Origin of the sequence: Nostoc sp. (assembly GCF_036917375.1) — a bacterium.
Taxonomy (GTDB): domain Bacteria; phylum Cyanobacteriota; class Cyanobacteriia; order Cyanobacteriales; family Nostocaceae; genus Nostoc.
Genome location: NZ_JBALDN010000046.1, coordinates 41,723 through 59,969 on the forward strand (window position 1 = coordinate 41,723; position 18,247 = coordinate 59,969).

At 42.7% G+C, this 18,247-nt stretch carries 13 protein-coding genes; 8 read left to right on the forward strand and 5 right to left on the reverse strand.

Annotation, left to right across the window (positions count from 1 at the left end; translation table 11 throughout):
* Positions 1–44: 44 nt before the first annotated feature.
* From V7K45_RS12135 to V7K45_RS12145, 3 genes are all read left to right on the forward strand, one after another.
* Positions 45–3,509, forward strand: coding sequence for an efflux RND transporter permease subunit (locus V7K45_RS12135; RefSeq protein WP_335003658.1), 3,465 nt, complete (start codon positions 45–47; stop codon positions 3,507–3,509).
* A gap of 446 nt (positions 3,510–3,955) precedes the next feature.
* Positions 3,956–5,302 carry an efflux RND transporter periplasmic adaptor subunit gene (locus tag V7K45_RS12140; RefSeq protein WP_335003660.1) on the forward strand — a complete coding sequence of 449 codons (1,347 nt, stop codon included), beginning with the start codon at positions 3,956–3,958 and terminating at the stop codon, positions 5,300–5,302.
* Positions 5,303–5,631: 329 nt separating this feature from the next.
* A complete protein-coding gene (locus V7K45_RS12145) occupies positions 5,632–9,159 on the forward strand; it encodes an NB-ARC domain-containing protein (RefSeq protein WP_335003662.1) in 3,528 nt (1,175 codons plus the stop codon).
* A 63-nt stretch (positions 9,160–9,222) separates the two neighbouring features.
* Here the strand turns inward: V7K45_RS12145 and V7K45_RS12150 are convergent, their stop codons facing one another.
* The 3 genes from V7K45_RS12150 to V7K45_RS12160 form a co-directional block, all read right to left on the reverse strand.
* Positions 9,223–9,426 (reverse strand): hypothetical protein, encoded by a 204-nt coding sequence (locus tag V7K45_RS12150; protein ID WP_094351396.1) that lies wholly within the window; start codon positions 9,424–9,426, stop codon positions 9,223–9,225.
* Positions 9,427–9,436: 10 nt separating this feature from the next.
* Positions 9,437–10,000 carry a peptide deformylase gene (gene def, locus V7K45_RS12155; RefSeq protein ID WP_322668450.1) on the reverse strand — a complete coding sequence of 188 codons (564 nt, stop codon included), beginning with the start codon at positions 9,998–10,000 and terminating at the stop codon, positions 9,437–9,439.
* Positions 10,001–10,500: 500 nt separating this feature from the next.
* Complete coding sequence (locus tag V7K45_RS12160) at positions 10,501–10,788, reverse strand: Mo-dependent nitrogenase C-terminal domain-containing protein (protein WP_335003665.1); 288 nt, start codon at positions 10,786–10,788, stop codon at positions 10,501–10,503.
* 512 nt (positions 10,789–11,300) lie between these two features.
* Between V7K45_RS12160 and V7K45_RS12165 the strand changes: the two genes are divergently transcribed.
* From V7K45_RS12165 to V7K45_RS12175, 3 genes are all read left to right on the forward strand, one after another.
* Positions 11,301–12,203, forward strand: coding sequence for a cell division protein FtsX (locus V7K45_RS12165; protein ID WP_335003667.1), 903 nt, complete (start codon positions 11,301–11,303; stop codon positions 12,201–12,203).
* 24 nt (positions 12,204–12,227) lie between these two features.
* Positions 12,228–13,037 carry a DUF3598 family protein gene (locus V7K45_RS12170; protein WP_335003669.1) on the forward strand — a complete coding sequence of 270 codons (810 nt, stop codon included), beginning with the start codon at positions 12,228–12,230 and terminating at the stop codon, positions 13,035–13,037.
* Positions 13,038–13,109: 72 nt separating this feature from the next.
* Complete coding sequence (locus V7K45_RS12175) at positions 13,110–14,621, forward strand: BamA/TamA family outer membrane protein (RefSeq protein ID WP_335003671.1); 1,512 nt, start codon at positions 13,110–13,112, stop codon at positions 14,619–14,621.
* 229 nt (positions 14,622–14,850) lie between these two features.
* Here the strand turns inward: V7K45_RS12175 and V7K45_RS12180 are convergent, their stop codons facing one another.
* Entirely contained in the window at positions 14,851–15,528 is a 678-nt protein-coding gene (locus V7K45_RS12180) for a hypothetical protein (RefSeq protein WP_335003673.1), read from the reverse strand.
* Between the two features lie 490 nt (positions 15,529–16,018).
* Complete coding sequence (locus V7K45_RS12185) at positions 16,019–16,690, reverse strand: LuxR C-terminal-related transcriptional regulator (protein ID WP_335003675.1); 672 nt, start codon at positions 16,688–16,690, stop codon at positions 16,019–16,021.
* 100 nt (positions 16,691–16,790) lie between these two features.
* Here V7K45_RS12185 and V7K45_RS12190 point away from each other — a divergent pair, with 100 nt between their 5' ends.
* A complete protein-coding gene (locus V7K45_RS12190; protein WP_335003677.1) occupies positions 16,791–17,447 on the forward strand; it encodes a DUF3386 domain-containing protein in 657 nt (218 codons plus the stop codon).
* A gap of 163 nt (positions 17,448–17,610) precedes the next feature.
* Positions 17,611–18,120: a HugZ family pyridoxamine 5'-phosphate oxidase gene (locus V7K45_RS12195; RefSeq protein ID WP_335003679.1), complete on the forward strand. Its 510-nt coding sequence runs from the start codon at positions 17,611–17,613 to the stop codon at positions 18,118–18,120.
* Positions 18,121–18,247: the final 127 nt, after the last annotated feature.

Sequence of the window (18,247 nt, forward strand, 5' to 3'; positions counted from 1 at the left end):
GAACAGCTTTAACACAAAAAACTTTTGAAGTATCCTAACTAACTATGTGGATCGTCAAAATTGCTTTACGTCTTCCGTATACATTTGCGATCGCCGCTTTGATGATTGCGATCCTGGGTGTAGTGACGATATTTGGTACACCAGTTGATATTTTTCCTGCAATTAACATTCCGGTTGTCAGCGTAGTTTGGACTTACACGGGAACCACATCTGAGGAAATGGCACAGCGAATCGTCACCATTAGCGAACGCGCTATGACAACAACTGTTGGTGACATCGAACACATTGAGTCTCAATCTTTGAGTGGTGTTAGCGTTGTAAAGGTTTTCTTTCAACCCAACGCTAATATCGCCTCCGCAGTTGCTCAAATTACCTCCGTCAGCCAAACAATTCTCCGCCCTTTGCCACCTGGGATTACACCGCCATTCATCATTCAATACAACGCTTCTTCCGTGCCGATTATCCAAATGAGTGTCAGTAGCAAAACCTTGCCGGAAGAAGCACTCTTCGACTATGCTACCAACTTCGTCCGCACCCAATTAGCAACAGTGCAAGGAGCAAGTGTACCTCTGCCCTATGGTGGTAAACCTCGGCAAATTATGGTTGATATCGATCCCCAAGCGATGTTGGCTAATGGCATTTCTGCCCAAGACGTGAGTAATGCTGTCAGTGCCCAAAACCTGGTTTTGCCAGCAGGGGATATGAAAATAGGCGATCGCGACTTCGCCGTACAAATCAACAATAGTCCAGATGTGGTGGCAGCCCTCAATGACTTGCCGATTAAGCAAGTTAATGGTACTGTCATTTCCATTCGTGATGTCGCCCAGGTAAGAGATGGCTTTGGCGTGCAATCGAACATTGTACGTCAGAATGGCAGGCGATCGAGCTTACTTAGTATCCTGAAGAGTGGCAACGCCTCAACGATTGATGTGATCGAGCGAGTCAAAAAAACTTTGCCTCGCATCCAATCCACCTTGCCCCCAGAACTGAATTTAGCGTTTTTGTTCGATCAATCTATATTTGTGAAAGCTTCGATTCAAGGCGTTCTCAAAGAAGGATTGATTGCAGCCTGTCTCACCGCGCTGATGATTTTGATTTTTTTGGGAAGTTGGCGCAGCACCGTAATTGTAGCCGTATCGATTCCCCTCTCGATGCTAGTTTCAATTATTGTGATGAGTCGCTTGGGACAAACTTTCAACATCATGACCTTAGGTGGATTGTCCTTAGCTGTTGGTATTCTCGTAGATGATGCCACCGTAGAAATTGAAAATATCCACCGAAATCTCGGACAAGGTAAACCCATCAAGCGAGCAATCTTGGATGGGGCGCAGCAAATCGCCACACCAGCACTTGTAGCAACATTATGTATTTGTATTGTCTTTGTGCCGGTCGTGTTTCTCAGTGGAGTGGCAAAGTACCTATTTGTCCCCCTAGCGATGGCGGTAGTATTTGGGATGCTTGCTTCTTATGTGCTATCTCGGACTGTAGTACCGACAATGGCAAGTTATCTTTTACCATCCGAAGTAGACTGGCATAGAGAAAACGAGGAGCATAATGGTAATAACAACCATCATCTAGATTCACCAGTTCAAAATAATAACGGTAACAACAGCCATTATATAGATTCACCAGTTCAAAACAATAATGGTCGCGGCGATCGCCACAGCCATTCTTCATTAGTCGAAATCCATGATAATCGCGATCGCCACACTGATTCGCCAGTCCAAAACAATAATGGTCACGGCGATCGCCAAAAGTCAGAAGCAACAACGACAACTGCCAAATCTGTGAAGAAAGATTGGATATGGCGGCTACACGAAAAGTTTAACCGACAATTTGATAAATTTCGCAGTTGGTACTACAACGTCCTGACCTCAGCATTAAGTCACCGCCGCATAGTCTTTGTGCTGTTTGGTGCTTTTATCGTCAGTGCCGGAGTTTTGTTGCCGTTCGTCGGTCAAGACTTTTTCCCGGAAGTCGATGGTGGTCAGTTTAGCCTCCATGTTCGAGCCTTACCTGGTACTCGTTTGGAAGAGACAGAAAGAATTGTCAGCGAAGTCGAAGGCGTTATCCGCCAGACTGTACCGAAAGAGAATCTCTCTCTGATTTTGGATAACATCGGCTTACCCACCAGTGGCATTAACCTTACTTATGGCTACAACGGCGCGACAATTGGACAGGCTGATGCTGATATTCTTGTGTCCTTAAAAGAATCTGGTGAAACTTTTTCTTACATCAAGGAACTCCGCCAGAAATTGAAAGCGACATTTCCCAGCTACACCTTCTTTTTTGAGCCAGCTGATATTGTGACTCAAATTCTCAATTTCGGTTTGCCTGCTGCTGTTGACGTGCAAATATCTGGCCCTCTGAAAAACTCAAAAGCCAACTTTGAAATTGCCCAACAAATCGCCGCCCGAATGACACGCATTCCTGGGGCTGTAGATGTACATCTCCAGCAAGTTGTCGATGCTCCCAAATTACGTCTTGATGTCGATCGCACCGAGGCTCAACAATTGGGTATGACCCAGCGTGATGTTGCTAATAGCGTCCTCACTTCCTTAAGTTCAAGCGGTCAAGCTGCAATCAACCAATGGCTCGATCCCAAAAAAGGCGTGAGTTACACCCTGGCTGTACAAGTTCCTCAGTATAAAATTGATTCTATTGACAGCCTGAAAAATACGCCAGTTGGCAACGGTCAAACTGCACCCCAACTTTTAGGTAATTTGGCTAGTGTCAAACGCGACACAGTGATGCAAGTTGTGAATCACTACAACATTCAGCCAGTTTTCGATATCTACGCTAACGCCTCTGGTCGCGACCTGGGGGGAGTGGCCAGCGATGTGAATCGAATCATCGCTGATTATCAGAAAAAATTGCCTAAGGGAAGTCAGATTAATATCCGTGGGCAAGTGCAAACGATGAACTCTTCCTTTCTGGGACTTGGTTTAGGACTTGTGTTTGCAATTGTGTTGGTTTACTGCTTAATGGTGGTGAACTTCCAATCTTGGCTCGATCCCCTGATTATTATGATGGCGTTGCCAAGTGCCTTAGCAGGGATCGTTTGGATGCTGTTTGTCACCCGTACCACCCTGAGCGTCCCTTCGTTAATGGGTGCAATTATGAGTATAGGTGTAGCAACATCGAACAGTATTCTCATGATTACTTTTGCGAATGAGCAACGTGTAGAAGGGGAAAATGCCTATAAAGCAGCCCTAGCGGCAGGCTACACAAGGTTGCGTCCGGTGTTGATGACTGCCTTAGCCATGCTGATTGGGATGGTGCCAATGTCTCTTGGTCTTGGTGAAGGTGGTGAACAGAATGCGCCCTTGGGTCGCGCTGTAATTGGCGGTTTGTCAGCTGCAACAGTCGCGACTCTGATCTTTGTACCTGTTGTATACAGCATTATGCGGCGTCAACAACCTCGTCCTATTGATGAAGATGATGATGATTTAAATTTCTCCGATTCAAAGACAGCCTACTCGTTGTCATCATCTCAAGGCAAGTCTTAGACATATTTTAGGAGCTACGGTGTACACATAAATCTTTTAAAGTTACTACGTAACGTAGGGTAGATTAATTTTTGCAAGTCGATGCAACAAAGGTGCAAGTCAGAAACTTGTGTGTACACCGTAGGGGAAAGGGAAAAGGTTAAAGGAAAAGAGTTTTTTCTAAGAAGATGTTTTAAACGTCCTATGGTCGGTATAAAAACGTTTTAGATCCCCCTAAATCCCCCTTAAAAAGGGGGACTTTGAGAAAGTTTGCCCCCCTTTTTAAGGGGGGTTGGGGGGATCAACAAGTGCCTAAAATTACAGCCAACCACTTTTAAAACATCCTCTAAGCTGCTTTCCCCTTTACCCCTTACCCGACGAATGGAACTTCTGCAAGAAGTCAAATAATGGTAATGACTCTAGCTGCTAGATTTCTGCAAATTAAGATAATACAGGACAGTTTACCTATGGATTCTCAACATCGTCCATCTCCTGATTCTGAACAACAAACGACTTCTAGAAAACAAAAACGCGGCATCGGTGGAATTGGTTGGGCTGTAATTGGTGCTGTTTTTTTTGGTAGCTTACTGGCAATAGGCATTCTGCCCCGGTTAAGCCAAAAGTCAGAATTACAAGCAGCAGTCAAAGAAGCAAGCACTGTACCCTCAGTCAATGTAATCACTCCCCGTCGCGCTACTGGTGCTACCAAAGTGGAACTACCTGGTAGTGTTGTAGCCCAGAATCAAACGACCATCTACGCTCGCAGTACTGGGTATTTACGGCGGTGGTACGCAGATATTGGCGATCGCGTCCGAGCCGGTCAGTTGTTGGCGGAGATTGATTCGCCAGACACCGATCAGCAAGTTCTGCAAGCGAAGGCAGAGTTAGTGCAAGCACAAGCGAATGTATCTCAAACTCGTGCTAATTTAGCTAAAAGTATTTCTGATTTGAAACAAGCCCGCGCTAATCTCTTGATAGCACGTCAGAGTTGGGAGCGCTGGCAAGTTCTTGTCAAACAAGGTGCAGTACCTCAACAAGATGCAGATACAAAATATGCTACATATCAAGCTAATCTTGCCAGCGTTGAGGCAGCACAAAACACTGTTAATTCTGATTCTGCCAACATCAAAGCAGCACAAGCTAACGCCTACGCAAGTCAAGCAAACTTCCAGCGTAATACCGTATTGCAGTCTTATAAGAAAGTCACTGCTCCCTTTGCAGGAGTGATTACTGCACGTAATGTCAATACAGGTGTTTTAATTTCAGCAGGTAATGGCAACACCAGTAACAGCAACACTAACACTAGCAATAGCAGCCTTTATACTATTGCTGCTTATGACAATCTAAAGGTAAATGTGAGTGTTCCCCAGAGTTTATCACAGTCACTTCAAACTGGACAAACAGCACAAATTACAGTTAGAGAGTTACCCCAACGAGTGTTTACGGGTAAAGTAGTGCGTACTAGCAATGCCATAGATCCAACTACTCGCACTTTGCTGACACAATTAGAAGTACACAATTCGGACGCGACGCTGCGGCCTGGGATGTATGCCAATGTCAAATTTGCCATTAACCGCACCAATCCTCCTTTTGTTGTGCCAGATAGTGTTTTAGTCGTTAATGGCGGAGGTACGCAGGTAGCAACTGTAACCCAAGACCACACAGTGCATTATCAAAAAGTTGCCGTTGGGCGAGATTATGGTACTGAAATAGAAATTACATCAGGTCTGACAGGAAATGAATCGCTGATTGCCACTCCTACGGTTGATGAGACAGAGGGTTTGCGCGTGCAGCCAGTTGCACAAACTAAGTAGGTCGGTGTATTATCGTTGGGAGCAGAGGGGCAGGGGAGCAGAGGGGCAGAGGAGCAGGGGGAGAATAATAAATTTTTAACTCCTAACTTCTAACTCCTAAACTCAGCACTCGTTACTCAGCACTCAGCACTGTTTAGGTGAGGTACACTAAACTCATCCGTGCGATCGCGCACCCTGTCAGAAAAAGAACGACAAAGCCCAAGAAAGCATTCTCAGAGCAGCAAGAGCAGCAAATGTCTATCCCGAAATATTGAGGGGATAACGTATTGGCAGTAATGTTATCTCACTATGTGAGATAACATTGGTTTGTAATGTGTCTGTGTGTGAGTATGAGTGTCATTCCCGAAAACGTTCTTTTGGCTTTAGCCGAAAAACGGTGCTTGTCTAGCAGCGAGATAGAAGTATTTTTATATGCTGTTCAGGGACAATCGCCAAATGCGATCGCGAAAAAATTGGCAATCAGTGCCGAAGCAGTACGCAAAAGATTGAGCGAAGTTTACAAGAAATTTAATGTTACTGGTAGCGGCCCAGGTAAGCTCACTAAGTTACAGCAAGTTATAGAATCTGAGTATCAAGCGTCTTCACACAATGAAAAATCCATTACCCAAAATCGCCAAGATTGGGGTGAAGCGCCTGGTGTCTGCTTTTTTCGGGGACGGATAGCAGAATTGTCTCAGTTAACGCAGTGGCTAATTAAGGATAACTGCCAGCTAGTGGCAATATTGGGAATGGGCGGAATCGGCAAAACTGCTTTATCTGTAAAACTGGCAAAGGAAGTTCAGGAAAATTTTGAGTACTTGATTTGGCGAAGTCTCCGCAATGCGCCACCCGTTGCAGAGATGTTAGAGAACTTGATTAGATTTTTATCTGATGACAAGGAAACAGATTTGCCAGAAACAGTAGATGCTAGAGTAACGCTGCTGATTAATTATTTACGAGAGCATCGTTGTCTTGTGGTATTTGATAATACAGAGACAATTTTACAATCAGGCGATCGCGCCGGACAATATAAACAAGAATATGAAGATTATGGTCAATTACTTAGTCGGGTAGGGGAAGAACCGCATCAAAGCTGTTTGGTGCTGACATCTCGTGAAAAACCAAAAGAATTTGCTCCTTTAGAGGGAGAAGCATCGCCAGTCAGAACATTATCGTTAATTGGCTTAGGAGAAACAGAAGGGCAAGAAATTCTCCAAGATAAAGGGTTATTTGGCTCACAACAGGAATGGGCCAAGCTAGTTGAGAAGTATTCCGGCAATCCTTTGGCGTTAAAGCTAGTTTCTGAACCAATTCGGGAGTTATTTGGTGGTGATATCGCTGCTTTTCTAGCTGAAGGAGAGATAATTTTTGGCGACACCCGAAATTTACTAGACCAGCAATTTGAGCGGTTGTCAGAGATCGAAAAAGAAATAATTTATTGGCTAGCAATCAAGCGCGAGTTAGTTTCTCTAGACGAATTGCTCAATGATATTGTGCGTCCCTTGACCAAAAGGGAAGTGATGGAAGCGCTAGAATCTCTACGGAGGCGATCGCTAATTGAACAAAGAACAGCACTTTTCACCCTCCAATCTGTGGTCATGGAATACATCACCGACCAACTGATTGAACAGGTTTATGACGAAATTAGCACTCGTAATATTAGACTATTTATCAGCCATGCTTTAATGGAAGCAACGGCCAAAGATTATATTAGAAACACTCAGATTGCCCTGATTATTAAACCAATAATAGATCGATTATTAACTATTTTTAGATATGCTAAAAATATTGAACATCATCTATATCAAATTTTATTGTCCCTGCAACAAACTCCCCAAACAGCAGGATATGCAGGTGGAAATCTATTAAATATTCTTTGTCAACTACAAATTGATTTTAGCGGCTATGACTTTTCAAATCTGACTATTTGGCAAGCATATTTACAAAGTGTGAATTTGCATCGGGTAAATTTTGCCAATAGCGATTTAGCTAAATGCGTTTTTGCAGAAACATTAGTTAGTATTTCGTCAGTCGCATTTAGCCCGAATGGAAAACTTTTGGCTACGGGTGATGCTGATGGCAGAACTTACTTGTGGCAAGTTGACGATGGAAAGCTACTGTTTACCTGTATTGGACATAGCAGTTGGGTAAAATCAGTTGCTTTCAGTCCCGATGGTCAAACTTTGGCTAGTGGCAGTGATGACCAAACAGTGAAATTATGGGATGTTCGTGACGGTAAATGCCTGAAAACCTTGCACGGACATCGCAATTGGGTAAGATCGGTTGCCTTTAGTCCCGATGGTCAAACTTTAGCTAGTGGCAGTGAAGACCAAACAGTGAAGTTATGGAATGTCCACATCGGCAAATGTCTGATAACTTTGCAGGAAAATACCAATCGAATTATGTCAGTTGCCTTTAGTCCCGATGGTGAAACTTTAGCTAGTTGCAGTGAAAAGCAAACAGTGAAGTTATGGGATGTTCGTGATGGTAAATGCCTGAAAATTTTGCAGGGACATAGCAGTTGGGTAAGGTCAGTTGCTTTTAGTCCTGATGGTGAAATTTTAGCTACTGGCAGTGACGACCAAACGGTGAAATTATGGGATCTTCGTGATGGTAAATGCCTGAAAACCTTGCAGGGACATAACAATCGCGTCTGGTCGGTTGCCTTTAGTCCCGATGGTCAAACTTTAGCTAGCGGTGGCGACGACCAAACGGTGAAATTATGGGATATTAATGATGGTAAATGTCTGAAAACCTTCCAGGGGCATACCAATCGGGTAAGGTCAGTTGCTTTCAGTCCCGATGGTCAAACTTTAGCTAGTGGTAGTGAAAACCAAACAGTGAAGTTATGGAATGTCCAGGACGGGAAGTCTTTAACAACGTTGCAAGGGCATAGCAATCGGGTAAGGTCAGTTGCCTTTAGTCCCGATGGTCAAATTTTAGCTAGCGGCAGTGAAAAACAAACAGTGAAATTATGGGATGTCCGTAACGATAAATTCCTCAAAATTATGGAAGGGCATAATAGTTGGGTACGGTCAATTGCCTTCAGTCCTGATGGTCAAATTTTAGCTAGCGGCAGTGAAAAGCAAACAATTAAATTATGGGATGTTCAGACGGGACAATGCTTGAAAAAATTGCAAGAACATACCAATCGAATTAGATCGGTTGCTTTTAGTCCAAGTAGTCAAATTTTAGCTAGCGGCAGTGACGACCAAACGGTGAAATTATGGGATATCTACACCGGCAAATGTCTCCAGACCTTGAAAGGGTATACCAGTTGGGTAAGATCGGTTGCCTTTAGTCCCGATGGTCAAACTTTAGCTAGTGGCAGTGAAAACCAAAGAGTGAGGTTATGGGATATTTATACGGGGAAATGTCTCCATATTTTAGAGGGGCATAGCAATCGGATCAGATCGGTTACTTTCAGCCCAGATGGTCAGACTTTAGCTAGTGGCAGTGATGACCAAACAGTGAAGTTATGGGATGTTTTCATGGGCAAGTGCTTCACAACCTTGCAAGAACATACTAATCGAATCTGGTCAGTTGCCTTTAGTCCCGATGGTCAAATTTTAGCTAGTGCCAGTGAAGACCAAACAATAAAATTATGGGATGTCTATAATGGCAAGTGCCTGAAAACCTTGCAGGGGGCTAATTGGGTAAAGTCAGTTGCCTTTACTCCCGATGGGCAAACCCTAATTAGTGGTAGCCAAGATGAGACAATCAAGCTTTGGGATGTATCGACGGGTGAGTGTGTAAGAACACTGCGATCGCCACGACCCTACGAAAAAATGAATATCACCGGGGTTACAGGATTAACCGCAGCGCAGTTAGTAACGCTCAAAGCTTTAGGGGCAGTGGAAGATGGAGAGCAAAAATAAAAGGTAAAAGAATGAATTTTGCCTTTTTCCTTCATCCTTTTACCTTTTTTATGTACCTGATGCTTATTTCATGTTAGCCCTTGCGTCCTTAACTGCGGCAAAGAAAAATAATCCTGTAAGTGGAATGCTTAATACCAGGATAATTGCCGTGGCTGTAAAACCAAAATCTGGTTGTCCGTAACCGAGTTCAAAAATCGAACCGACGGCGGCGATCGCACTTACACAAGAACCGCCCAGAAATAAACTGCTTTTTGGAGTTAAATACACTACTGCCCCCCTATGCTATTGGTTTCACCGCTTGATACGAGAAGCCATTCTTAGATAGCTCCTGGGCTAAAGTCAAGGAGTTTTCTACACGGTCTACGAATACCACGCCGTTAAGGTGATCCATCTCGTGCTGAATGCAGCGGCCCAAGAGGTCATTAGCCTTTAATGTCCGGGGACGACCGTATTCGTCTTTATAGGCAATTTCTACGACTTCGGGGCGCTTTACGTCTAAATATACGTTGGGAATACTCAAGCATCCTTCTTGGGCAACAGAGAGGTCGCGGCTGACTTGTTTAATAGTGGGGTTAATCAACACCAAAGGCTGATTAGCTGCGTTCTCTGGTTCCAGGTCGATGACAACTAGTTGTTTGTGAATTCCCACTTGGGGTGCAGCCAAACCAATGCCATCTTTGCTGTACATAGTTTGCAGCATTTCGCGCACTATTTGGCGAAGTTCGTCATCAACTTTAGAAATCCGCTTTGCAGCTTGACGCAGCACGCGATCGCCTAAATAATGAAGTTCCAAAGGTGGATTTTTTAACTTTTTTTTCTCGACAGCAATTTCAGAGGGCATGAGTCTCGATGGCTAGATGGTGAAAATTCCTACTATTTTCATTCTATCAATCTCAGTTAGAGGATGTTTAAAAAGTCCTGGAGTATACCAAAAACCCAGATGCCATTCCTCTTTTTGCTTGCCTAACGGCAGGCTGATGCTAAGAGTGAGAGGCTGTGAAAACCTTATTTTATTGTCAGGAAGGTTTGCTAGGGGGTTATGTCTCCGAGGTTGTATTGTTAGCAATAATACTTTTTAAATATCCCCTGAGACGTAGTACCAATCTCCAAAATAATTCTTGTGAAGTCGCGTTGCATCATACTTGGAGCGATCTTTTTATCGAGGCTGTCGTCATTAAACAGTACTTTTAAAGCTTTTGAGCCTCACCGAATATGAAATCGATTGTAAGTCGTTCACCAGTCTATTTCTGATTCACACCTGATTACAACTAGGATCTCTATACAATTTTTCTTAGTAACAAAGATTTCTCCAATCAATTTTTTATTGATGGAAACCTATATTTAGCAATATTTTCTGGCATCCTCACCACATTCATTAACTAAATATAATAAACACTTAAAACGAAGACCAACTATCTGTTCGTAAAGAGGATTCAATTTACATAAAGGTGGAATCTGAAACAGAGTCCGACCGAAAACTTTAACAGTTCTTGCAAAAGGGCAATTGGAAGGAATTATTTTGCACAATAGTCTGGCTAGCTTAGAATTATGTATTTCTACGGACTCAAGCTGATAGCGGATCTGGTTTAAGAAGCTATTGTCCAAATTGGCTTTATTTAATAAGTTCATGATTCAACTTTCCTTCCATCAATCTGTTTCTCCCTATCAAATTACTACGATATTCAGAGAAAAACATAGTAGAAATACCAAACTATTTTTCCACTTTTTGGAGGTCAGTTTAAAGAACCGTAGAATTGCTGAGAAACTAGAACAGCTAGCCAATTATTATCAATAACTGTTAGAGGCAATAGTAAGTATATCTGTGGCAAATAGCGTGGCGAGTAAATGGTCAAGGCAGCAGGAGGACAGAAGACAATACTTTTCGGATAAGCCTAACAATCTCTCTTTTGGTCTGGGAAAAGGTTAAAGGGCAAAGGGGGAAAGGTAAATTCAAACCCTTTCCCTTTCCCCTTTCCCCCTTAACCGAAAAGTATTGGGACAGAAGAAGGAAGTAGCAATAGATAAAAGCTGATATATTGGCAAACTTTGCACCATTGACTATAAATAGTGGTGTTATTGACGCAAAAACGCAAAAGCTGAACTTATTGCTTTGGCGTTAAGTTCAAATTTTGAGGTGATGTGTGTTTAAATCTTTCACGAAACTTGATTATCTGCTGAAAGAAACTTTCCTCGGTTTATTGCGGGGAGGTTGGATGAATTGGGCTGCTGTCAGTACTGTGACGGTGTTACTGTTTTTATTCGGCTTGAGTTTGCAAACCTCTTGGCAAGTTGAAAAACTCCTCTATCAGTTTGGTAGCCAGCTAGAAGTCTCAGTTTATCTCGAACCAGATACGCAAATCGAAAGTATTGAGCCACTAATCGCCAAAATGCCAGAGGTGGCGGCGATAAAAACCATTACCAAACAAGAAGCTTGGACTAAGTTAGTTAAGGAAATGAGAATTTCTGATATTGAGGGTGCTACTCAGCAGCTAGGTGAGAATCCTCTGGTTGATGAGATGAAGGTAAAAGCGCGTAATTCTCAAGTTGTACCAACCTTAGCAACACAGTTGGCTAAATTACGAGGAGTTGAAACGGTGCAGTATGTCGATGAAGCCGTTAAACGCATTGCCCAGTTGCACCGGGGTCTGAACTGGATTACTTTAACAATTACGATGATTCTGACTTTAACAGCGATCGCAGTGACTACCACCACAATTAGGCTGATTGTCATGGCGCGTCGCCAAGAAATTGAAATTATGCAGCTAGTGGGAGCGACCTCTGCTTGGATTTACCTCCCGTTTATTTTACAAGGAATTGCCTTTGGTTTGGTCGGTGGTGCGATCGCTTGGAGTTTCATTTCTGTAATTCAACAGTTTCTCGGTAAGTTGCTAGTCAATCAACCTGAGTTTATCCAAGTCATCACCAACAGAGTTCAACTCACTCCAGCAGAAATTTTATTATTGCCTCTGATTCTTTTGAGTTTCGGTGCAGGTGTAGGATTAATGGGGAGCTTATTTGCTGTCCGACGTTTTGCTAAAGGATAGTCATTGACAAATGACAAAATCACTATGAAATCACAATGGGAATGTTTTTTGCAGAATCTCGGTGTTTGGGAAGGTTCATTCACTAATTTTTCTCCCCAAGGAACACTTTTGAACGATACTCCTAGTCGTCTTTCCTTAGAACATTTGAACAATAGCCAGAAAGTGCGCTTAACTTTGAGCCGTTCGGGACAAGATATAATCAGAGAATTTAATTCTGTGGGAGGGGGTCTGCTGTTTTTTGAAAATGGTTCATTTTCTGAAGGTTTAATTCAGCTAGGGCCATTTTCCGAATTTGGTGGAGAACTCGCTTTTGTTCATGAAAATCGCCGCTTGCGTCTGGTACAACTGTTTGATAATACTGGTCAGCTAAAGGAATTAATTTTAATTCGAGAACATCTCGCTGGAACCCCAGCAGATGAACGTCCAACTTTACAGATAAATGATTTATTGGGAGAATGGCAAGGTCAAGCAGTGACAATATATCCAGATTTGCGATCGCCTGATACTTACTCTACAACCTTCAAATTACAACTTGATGATGCTGGCCGATTAATTCAAAGTACCTCTTTTGCAGAACGCACTATTACCTCAACTGCTACCATCAAAGGCCCGATTGTTCTCTTTGATCAAAACCCAGAAAAGCAGGTACAAGTATTATTTTTGCCAAATGGCGCTTCTGCAACATCACCTGTCAAAGTGCAGTTACGCCAACCATTTTTTATCGAAGCGGGTTGGTTAATCCAGCCAAACCTGCGCCAACGGATGATTCGCAGCTACAACGAGAAAGGTGAATGGGTTAGTTTGACATTAGTTACTGAAGAAAGAAAGCTTTGATCTCATGTCCGCTTGATTACTGATCAAATATTTAACTGTTGCCAAAATGTGGGTAATGACAAAGCTTTATTTATGTATATTCAAATAGCTGTAGTTGCGATCGCAGTCATCTTAATAGCTGGAGAAAATCTAGAGGCCGTTGCAGACTCGCAATCTTCTACTGAAGATGGCACTAGTAGTATTGTGACAACCAAACCTACATTGCAGATAGAAGGAGGATATGCAAAATATGGTGACTATATCGGATTAACTCCACTAAATAACCAGTCTACCGAGTTTTCTCAAAGAGTTGTTAAAGACATCCAAATTCGTTTTGTTAATAACAAAGATCAATTGCTCGATGACAAAGGTCAGCCAATCAAAGGACGTACTCAAAAAGATTTTATCATTGGTCTGCTGAAACTCAAACCTGGTGACGTATTTCGTGAAGATTTACTAGCAGCAGACTTGCAACGATTGCGAAGATTAGAATCATTTAATGAAGTCAATGTTTATCGACAAGAAGATGCCAATAGCGTTAATCTCGTTTATGAAATCAAAGAGCGTAACTTCCCTTCTCTAATTTTAGGAGGCGGTAACAACGACGATGTTGGATTATATGGTCGAGTGGGTTATAAAGATGAAAATATCAGCGGTCTTAACGATAAATTAGATACAATTGTGCAAATCAGTGGTAAAGATGTCCAATTTAATGGTCAGTTCATTAGTCGTTATCGTCCTCAAGAACCAAACCGCTTAGGCTACAGCATCAGAGCTTTTCGTACTCGTAATACATCGGGAACTTTCAACGACGATATCAGATTGTCTAACGGTGACAAAGTACGCGAGGGAAGATTTGGCGGTTCTGTGGGAGTTTTAAAATCTTTTGATCGGTGGGATGCAGCTATAAGTTTGAACTATACCAGAATTAGCCTACGCGATCGCGACTATAACGTTGCACAGGTCGATAGATTAGGGAGTCCTTTATCTCTTAGCGGTACTGGCATTGATGACTTATATACAGTATTATTTTCTATATCTAAAGATCAACGCGATCGCCGAGAAAATCCGACTCAAGGATCGATTCTCACTCTCAGCACAGAACAAGCAATTCCGATTGGATTGGGTAATATTTCTAGCAACCGCCTACGGGGAGATTATATTCAGTATTTACCAGTCAGTTGGATCGGTAATGGTAGACCCACTGACAATCCAGAAATGTTGGCGATTAATTTCCAAATTGGCACGATTCTTGGAGACTTTCCACCAGCTGATGCTTTTAATATTGGTGGACTAAATTCTGTCAGAGGTTACGGTTATGGAAAAGTTGCCAGTGGTCGGAGTTATGGTTTAGCTTCTGTGGAATATCGTTTCCCAATTTCTTACTCAATTGGAGGAGTTGTTTTTACTGACTTCGCTTCAGATTTCGGGTCTAGCGAAACCGTGCTAGGAGAACCAGGAGTGCTACGAGATAAACCCGGAAGTGGCTTTGGTTACGGCTTAGGATTGCGCGTCAAGTCATCCTTTGGGCTGATTCGAGGTGATTTAGGAATTAGCGATCGAGGAGAACTTAGATTTGAAGTTACAACAGGTCAGCGATTTTAACGGGTGGCACAAAGCCCTAGAAAACTACTGATAATTGCTTAATAACACACTCAGGGCTGCTTGAGTGTGTCTAGTCCAAAAGGACATAATCAAGATATTAGACTTCTTGCAGAAGTGGGGAAAAGGGTAAGGGTTAAAGGGGAAAGCGGCTCATAAAAACCCTTTTCCCTTTAACCTTTTCCCTTTCCCCCCTCTTGCAAAGGAACTTTTGCAAGAGGTCTATTGAAGATTAATTGCACATTTGCAACGTGCGGCGATCGCTCGCTGCGATCGAATTTAACCGATAAAAGTCTTGCAGAGCCAGGGAGTAAGCATAAGAATTTGACTCATCCTCACCAACCTTGGGCAGTCTATTGCTTGTAGCTACTTGATTCGATTGTTCAGAACTGGCTTCATTTGACGAAGTATTAACCGTCATCGCCAACTCTCCTGATGGGTTGATTGTACCCTGAAAGCAATTTAACTCTGATTGGGGCATATACAGCGCACCCCTTACCTTGTCCTGCTGCTTTTGAAATATGATATAACCTTGACCAAGCTGGTTGGGTTTTGGGGATTGACCATAAAGGTAAATCCCATCTTTTACAGGAAAATTTGCTTTTGGTAAAACTCTTGCGCTTTTTGTAGTTGCCTGATCGCCTGGAACCAGTGCTGTGATTATAGGTGCTGTGTTTCCGCCTCCAGAAGCCGCATTAAGTTGACTTCTTTGCTCTCGAACTTTTCTCAGCTGCGACAAAAGAGAGTTTTCGGAGGTTTTGTGAATCCGAGCCGATGATAATCGAGAATCTGTAAATGATGTTACTTGAGTTTGCTTGGCTAGAAAGCCCAAACCGAGAAGTAAGCCTAAGCCCGCGAGGGGAATTCCCCACTTTCGGGGAGATAATAACTGATGAAGGTTGTTAAGCACCCTACTTCTCCTGTTAAAAAACTAACTAAGTTCTCTAGAACTTACTTAAATCATCACCAAGTCTTAATTGTTAAAGACTTTATCCACGATTTATATTACTGTTGTCCCAAAAAGAAAACTGTCAAAAACAAAAGTTTTTATTGGATTTGGTTCTACAATCTTAGATTACCATCAGTTAGAGTCTTTATAACAGAAGGCAGGGGGCAGGGGGCAGAGGGCAGGTGGTCACTGAGCGTAGTCGAAGTGAGGCAGGAGGCAGGAATAACACAGGTTTAAAAGCGTGAGATTAAAGTAAGAAGAATTGTATCTCGCTACACTCTACTCAATACAATTCTTGTTTTAAAACTGGATTTTATACCCAGAATTAAAGTTTTAATATCATGTCCGGCTGATAGTTCTAATTCCCAAATCTACGCAGAAAGCCCAAAAAACCTGCCCCCTGCCTGGTTGTTGAGCGTAGTCGAAACACTGCCTCCTTCCCCTGTCCCCTTCAAGAAACTTGTATATCTTGTAATTTTGCCACCATTTCTGCACGCGCCGAAACCTTCAACTTCCGAAACATCCTCTTTAAAGCTTGTTTGACGGAATTTTGCGTAATCCAAAGTTTTTCTCCGATTTCCGCATTCGTTAATCCCTGCGCCACCAAATCGGCAATTTCTAACTCACGCGCTGTTAGAGGACTCACTAAAAGGGAATTGGAGATTTTGGGTTTTGTCCGTAGGGTTGCCATTTTTGATGACAAATGAATGCATAAAGCGCTCAAGTCAGCTAAATCGTTGCCATTAAAGGCAGGATTTCCCTTGTCACGTGCCAAGTTAAGGGTTCCGACAAGACGACCATCGCAAACAATTGGCCCGGTCATCACGTGTTCGTGGTCGGAACGCGAACAAAAATGCTTCCAGTCTCCTGGCGATAATAATAACTGTTCGTGGGCGGGAGCATGACGCTCAACCACGTAGCGCCCCACTGGATTGCTCTCTAAGCATACTGCCGGAATGCCTGGAACATTAATCTCAGTGCTTGGCTGCTCATCAAGGAGATAAATACCCCAATTTTGCACGCCAAAATGCTCGCTAATTTTATCCGTGAGAGCGAGTCTTAACTCTTGCTCATTCTGGACATTAGCGATCGCATGAAATACAGCGTGTAGAGAATTAGCCATAAGTGTACCCAGTTGGGGACTATCCAAGCCTCAACAATTACTTCTATGCTAATACCAAGGAAACTAAAACGCTAATTACAGTAGCGACTAGGAGAAGCACATGACAGTTACACAACTCTCTGCTCAGGAACTTTTCCGGGCTGCTTATGAAAACCGCTATACTTGGGACAAGAATTTCCCTGGTTATACTGCAAATATTACCTATAAGCATGATGATAAAGTGTTTGCAGGCAAAGTTATCATCACTGCCAATCTCAAAGCCGAAGTTTTGGATGTAGATGATGAGTCAGCCCAGAAAGCAATTCATGGTCAAGCCTGGGAGATAGCAATTCACCGCGTCCGCCGCAGCTTTGAAGACACCCACAGCGCCAATACGTTTAGCTATGGTAAAACTGACGAAACTGGTGCGGTTGAGCTTTTAATGGGTGGTAAGGCTGAAGGCGATAAATACAAAGTCCGCAATAATGAAGTCTGCCACGTTCACCGTCTAATCCACGGTACTTACGTGACGATTGACACCTTTAGCAGTCACGACACTGGGGAAGGCTACTTGTCTCACGAGTATGACTCTGTGTACCACGACCCCAAAACTGGGGAACAAAAAGGCGGTAGAAGCGAATTTATTGATGAGTATGAAAAAGTTGGTGACTATTTCATCCTAAATCGTCGGGAGATTCGCACCGAGACAGCAGGAGAATTTTCTACTCAGGAATTTATTTTCTCTGACATTAAATTGTTGGAACCTGTTGCTGCTTAAGCTGTATTCAGTAATCCAAAAATTAGCGATCGCTCTTGAGTTAAAAGGGAGCGATCGCTTTTATTTTTGGGCATTCCATGCGTAGCTGTAGCCCATCCTAGACATCGCTCAATCACGTTAAGATACTTAATTAGGTGTTCCTAATAAGCGTGGTAATTTACTTATGAGTCAACTTGAAAATATTCAAGCTGAGTACGAAAAGTTTCCTGAAGCATTTGAGAGTGTAATTATTAGCACTGTGAGCGCGCAGTCAATACCCAATGCTAGTTATGCTCCTTTTGTAATGGATGATTCTAAAAATATCTACATTTACGTCAGTGGTCTTTCGACTCATACCAAAAACCTCTATGCTAATCCTCATGTTAGTGTCTTGTTTATTGAGGATGAAGCTAAAAGTAATCTAATTTTTGCCCGTCGTCGTTTGAGTTTTGATTGCACGGCAACTTTGATAGAGCGTGAAACTGATAAGTGGAATCAAATTGTTGAGCAATTTCAAGGGCGGTTTGGTGAAATTATCGAGGTTTTGCGCGGCTTATCTGATTTTCGGATTTTCCGGCTAACCCCAAGTGAAGGTCGTTTTGTAGTTGGTTTTGGGGGAGCATATCATATTAGTGGTGATAACCTTCATCAACTTGTGCAAATCACAGGAGATGCCGAGAAAAAACAAGGGTAAATTATGAATGCGGCGTAGCCCATTCTGACTACTGAATTTTGCTATATATTGATTCATCAAATCTTCTCCTGATTCTTTAGCTATTCAGACTGATGTATTTTGAATCCTGAATTAGTTTGACTGTATG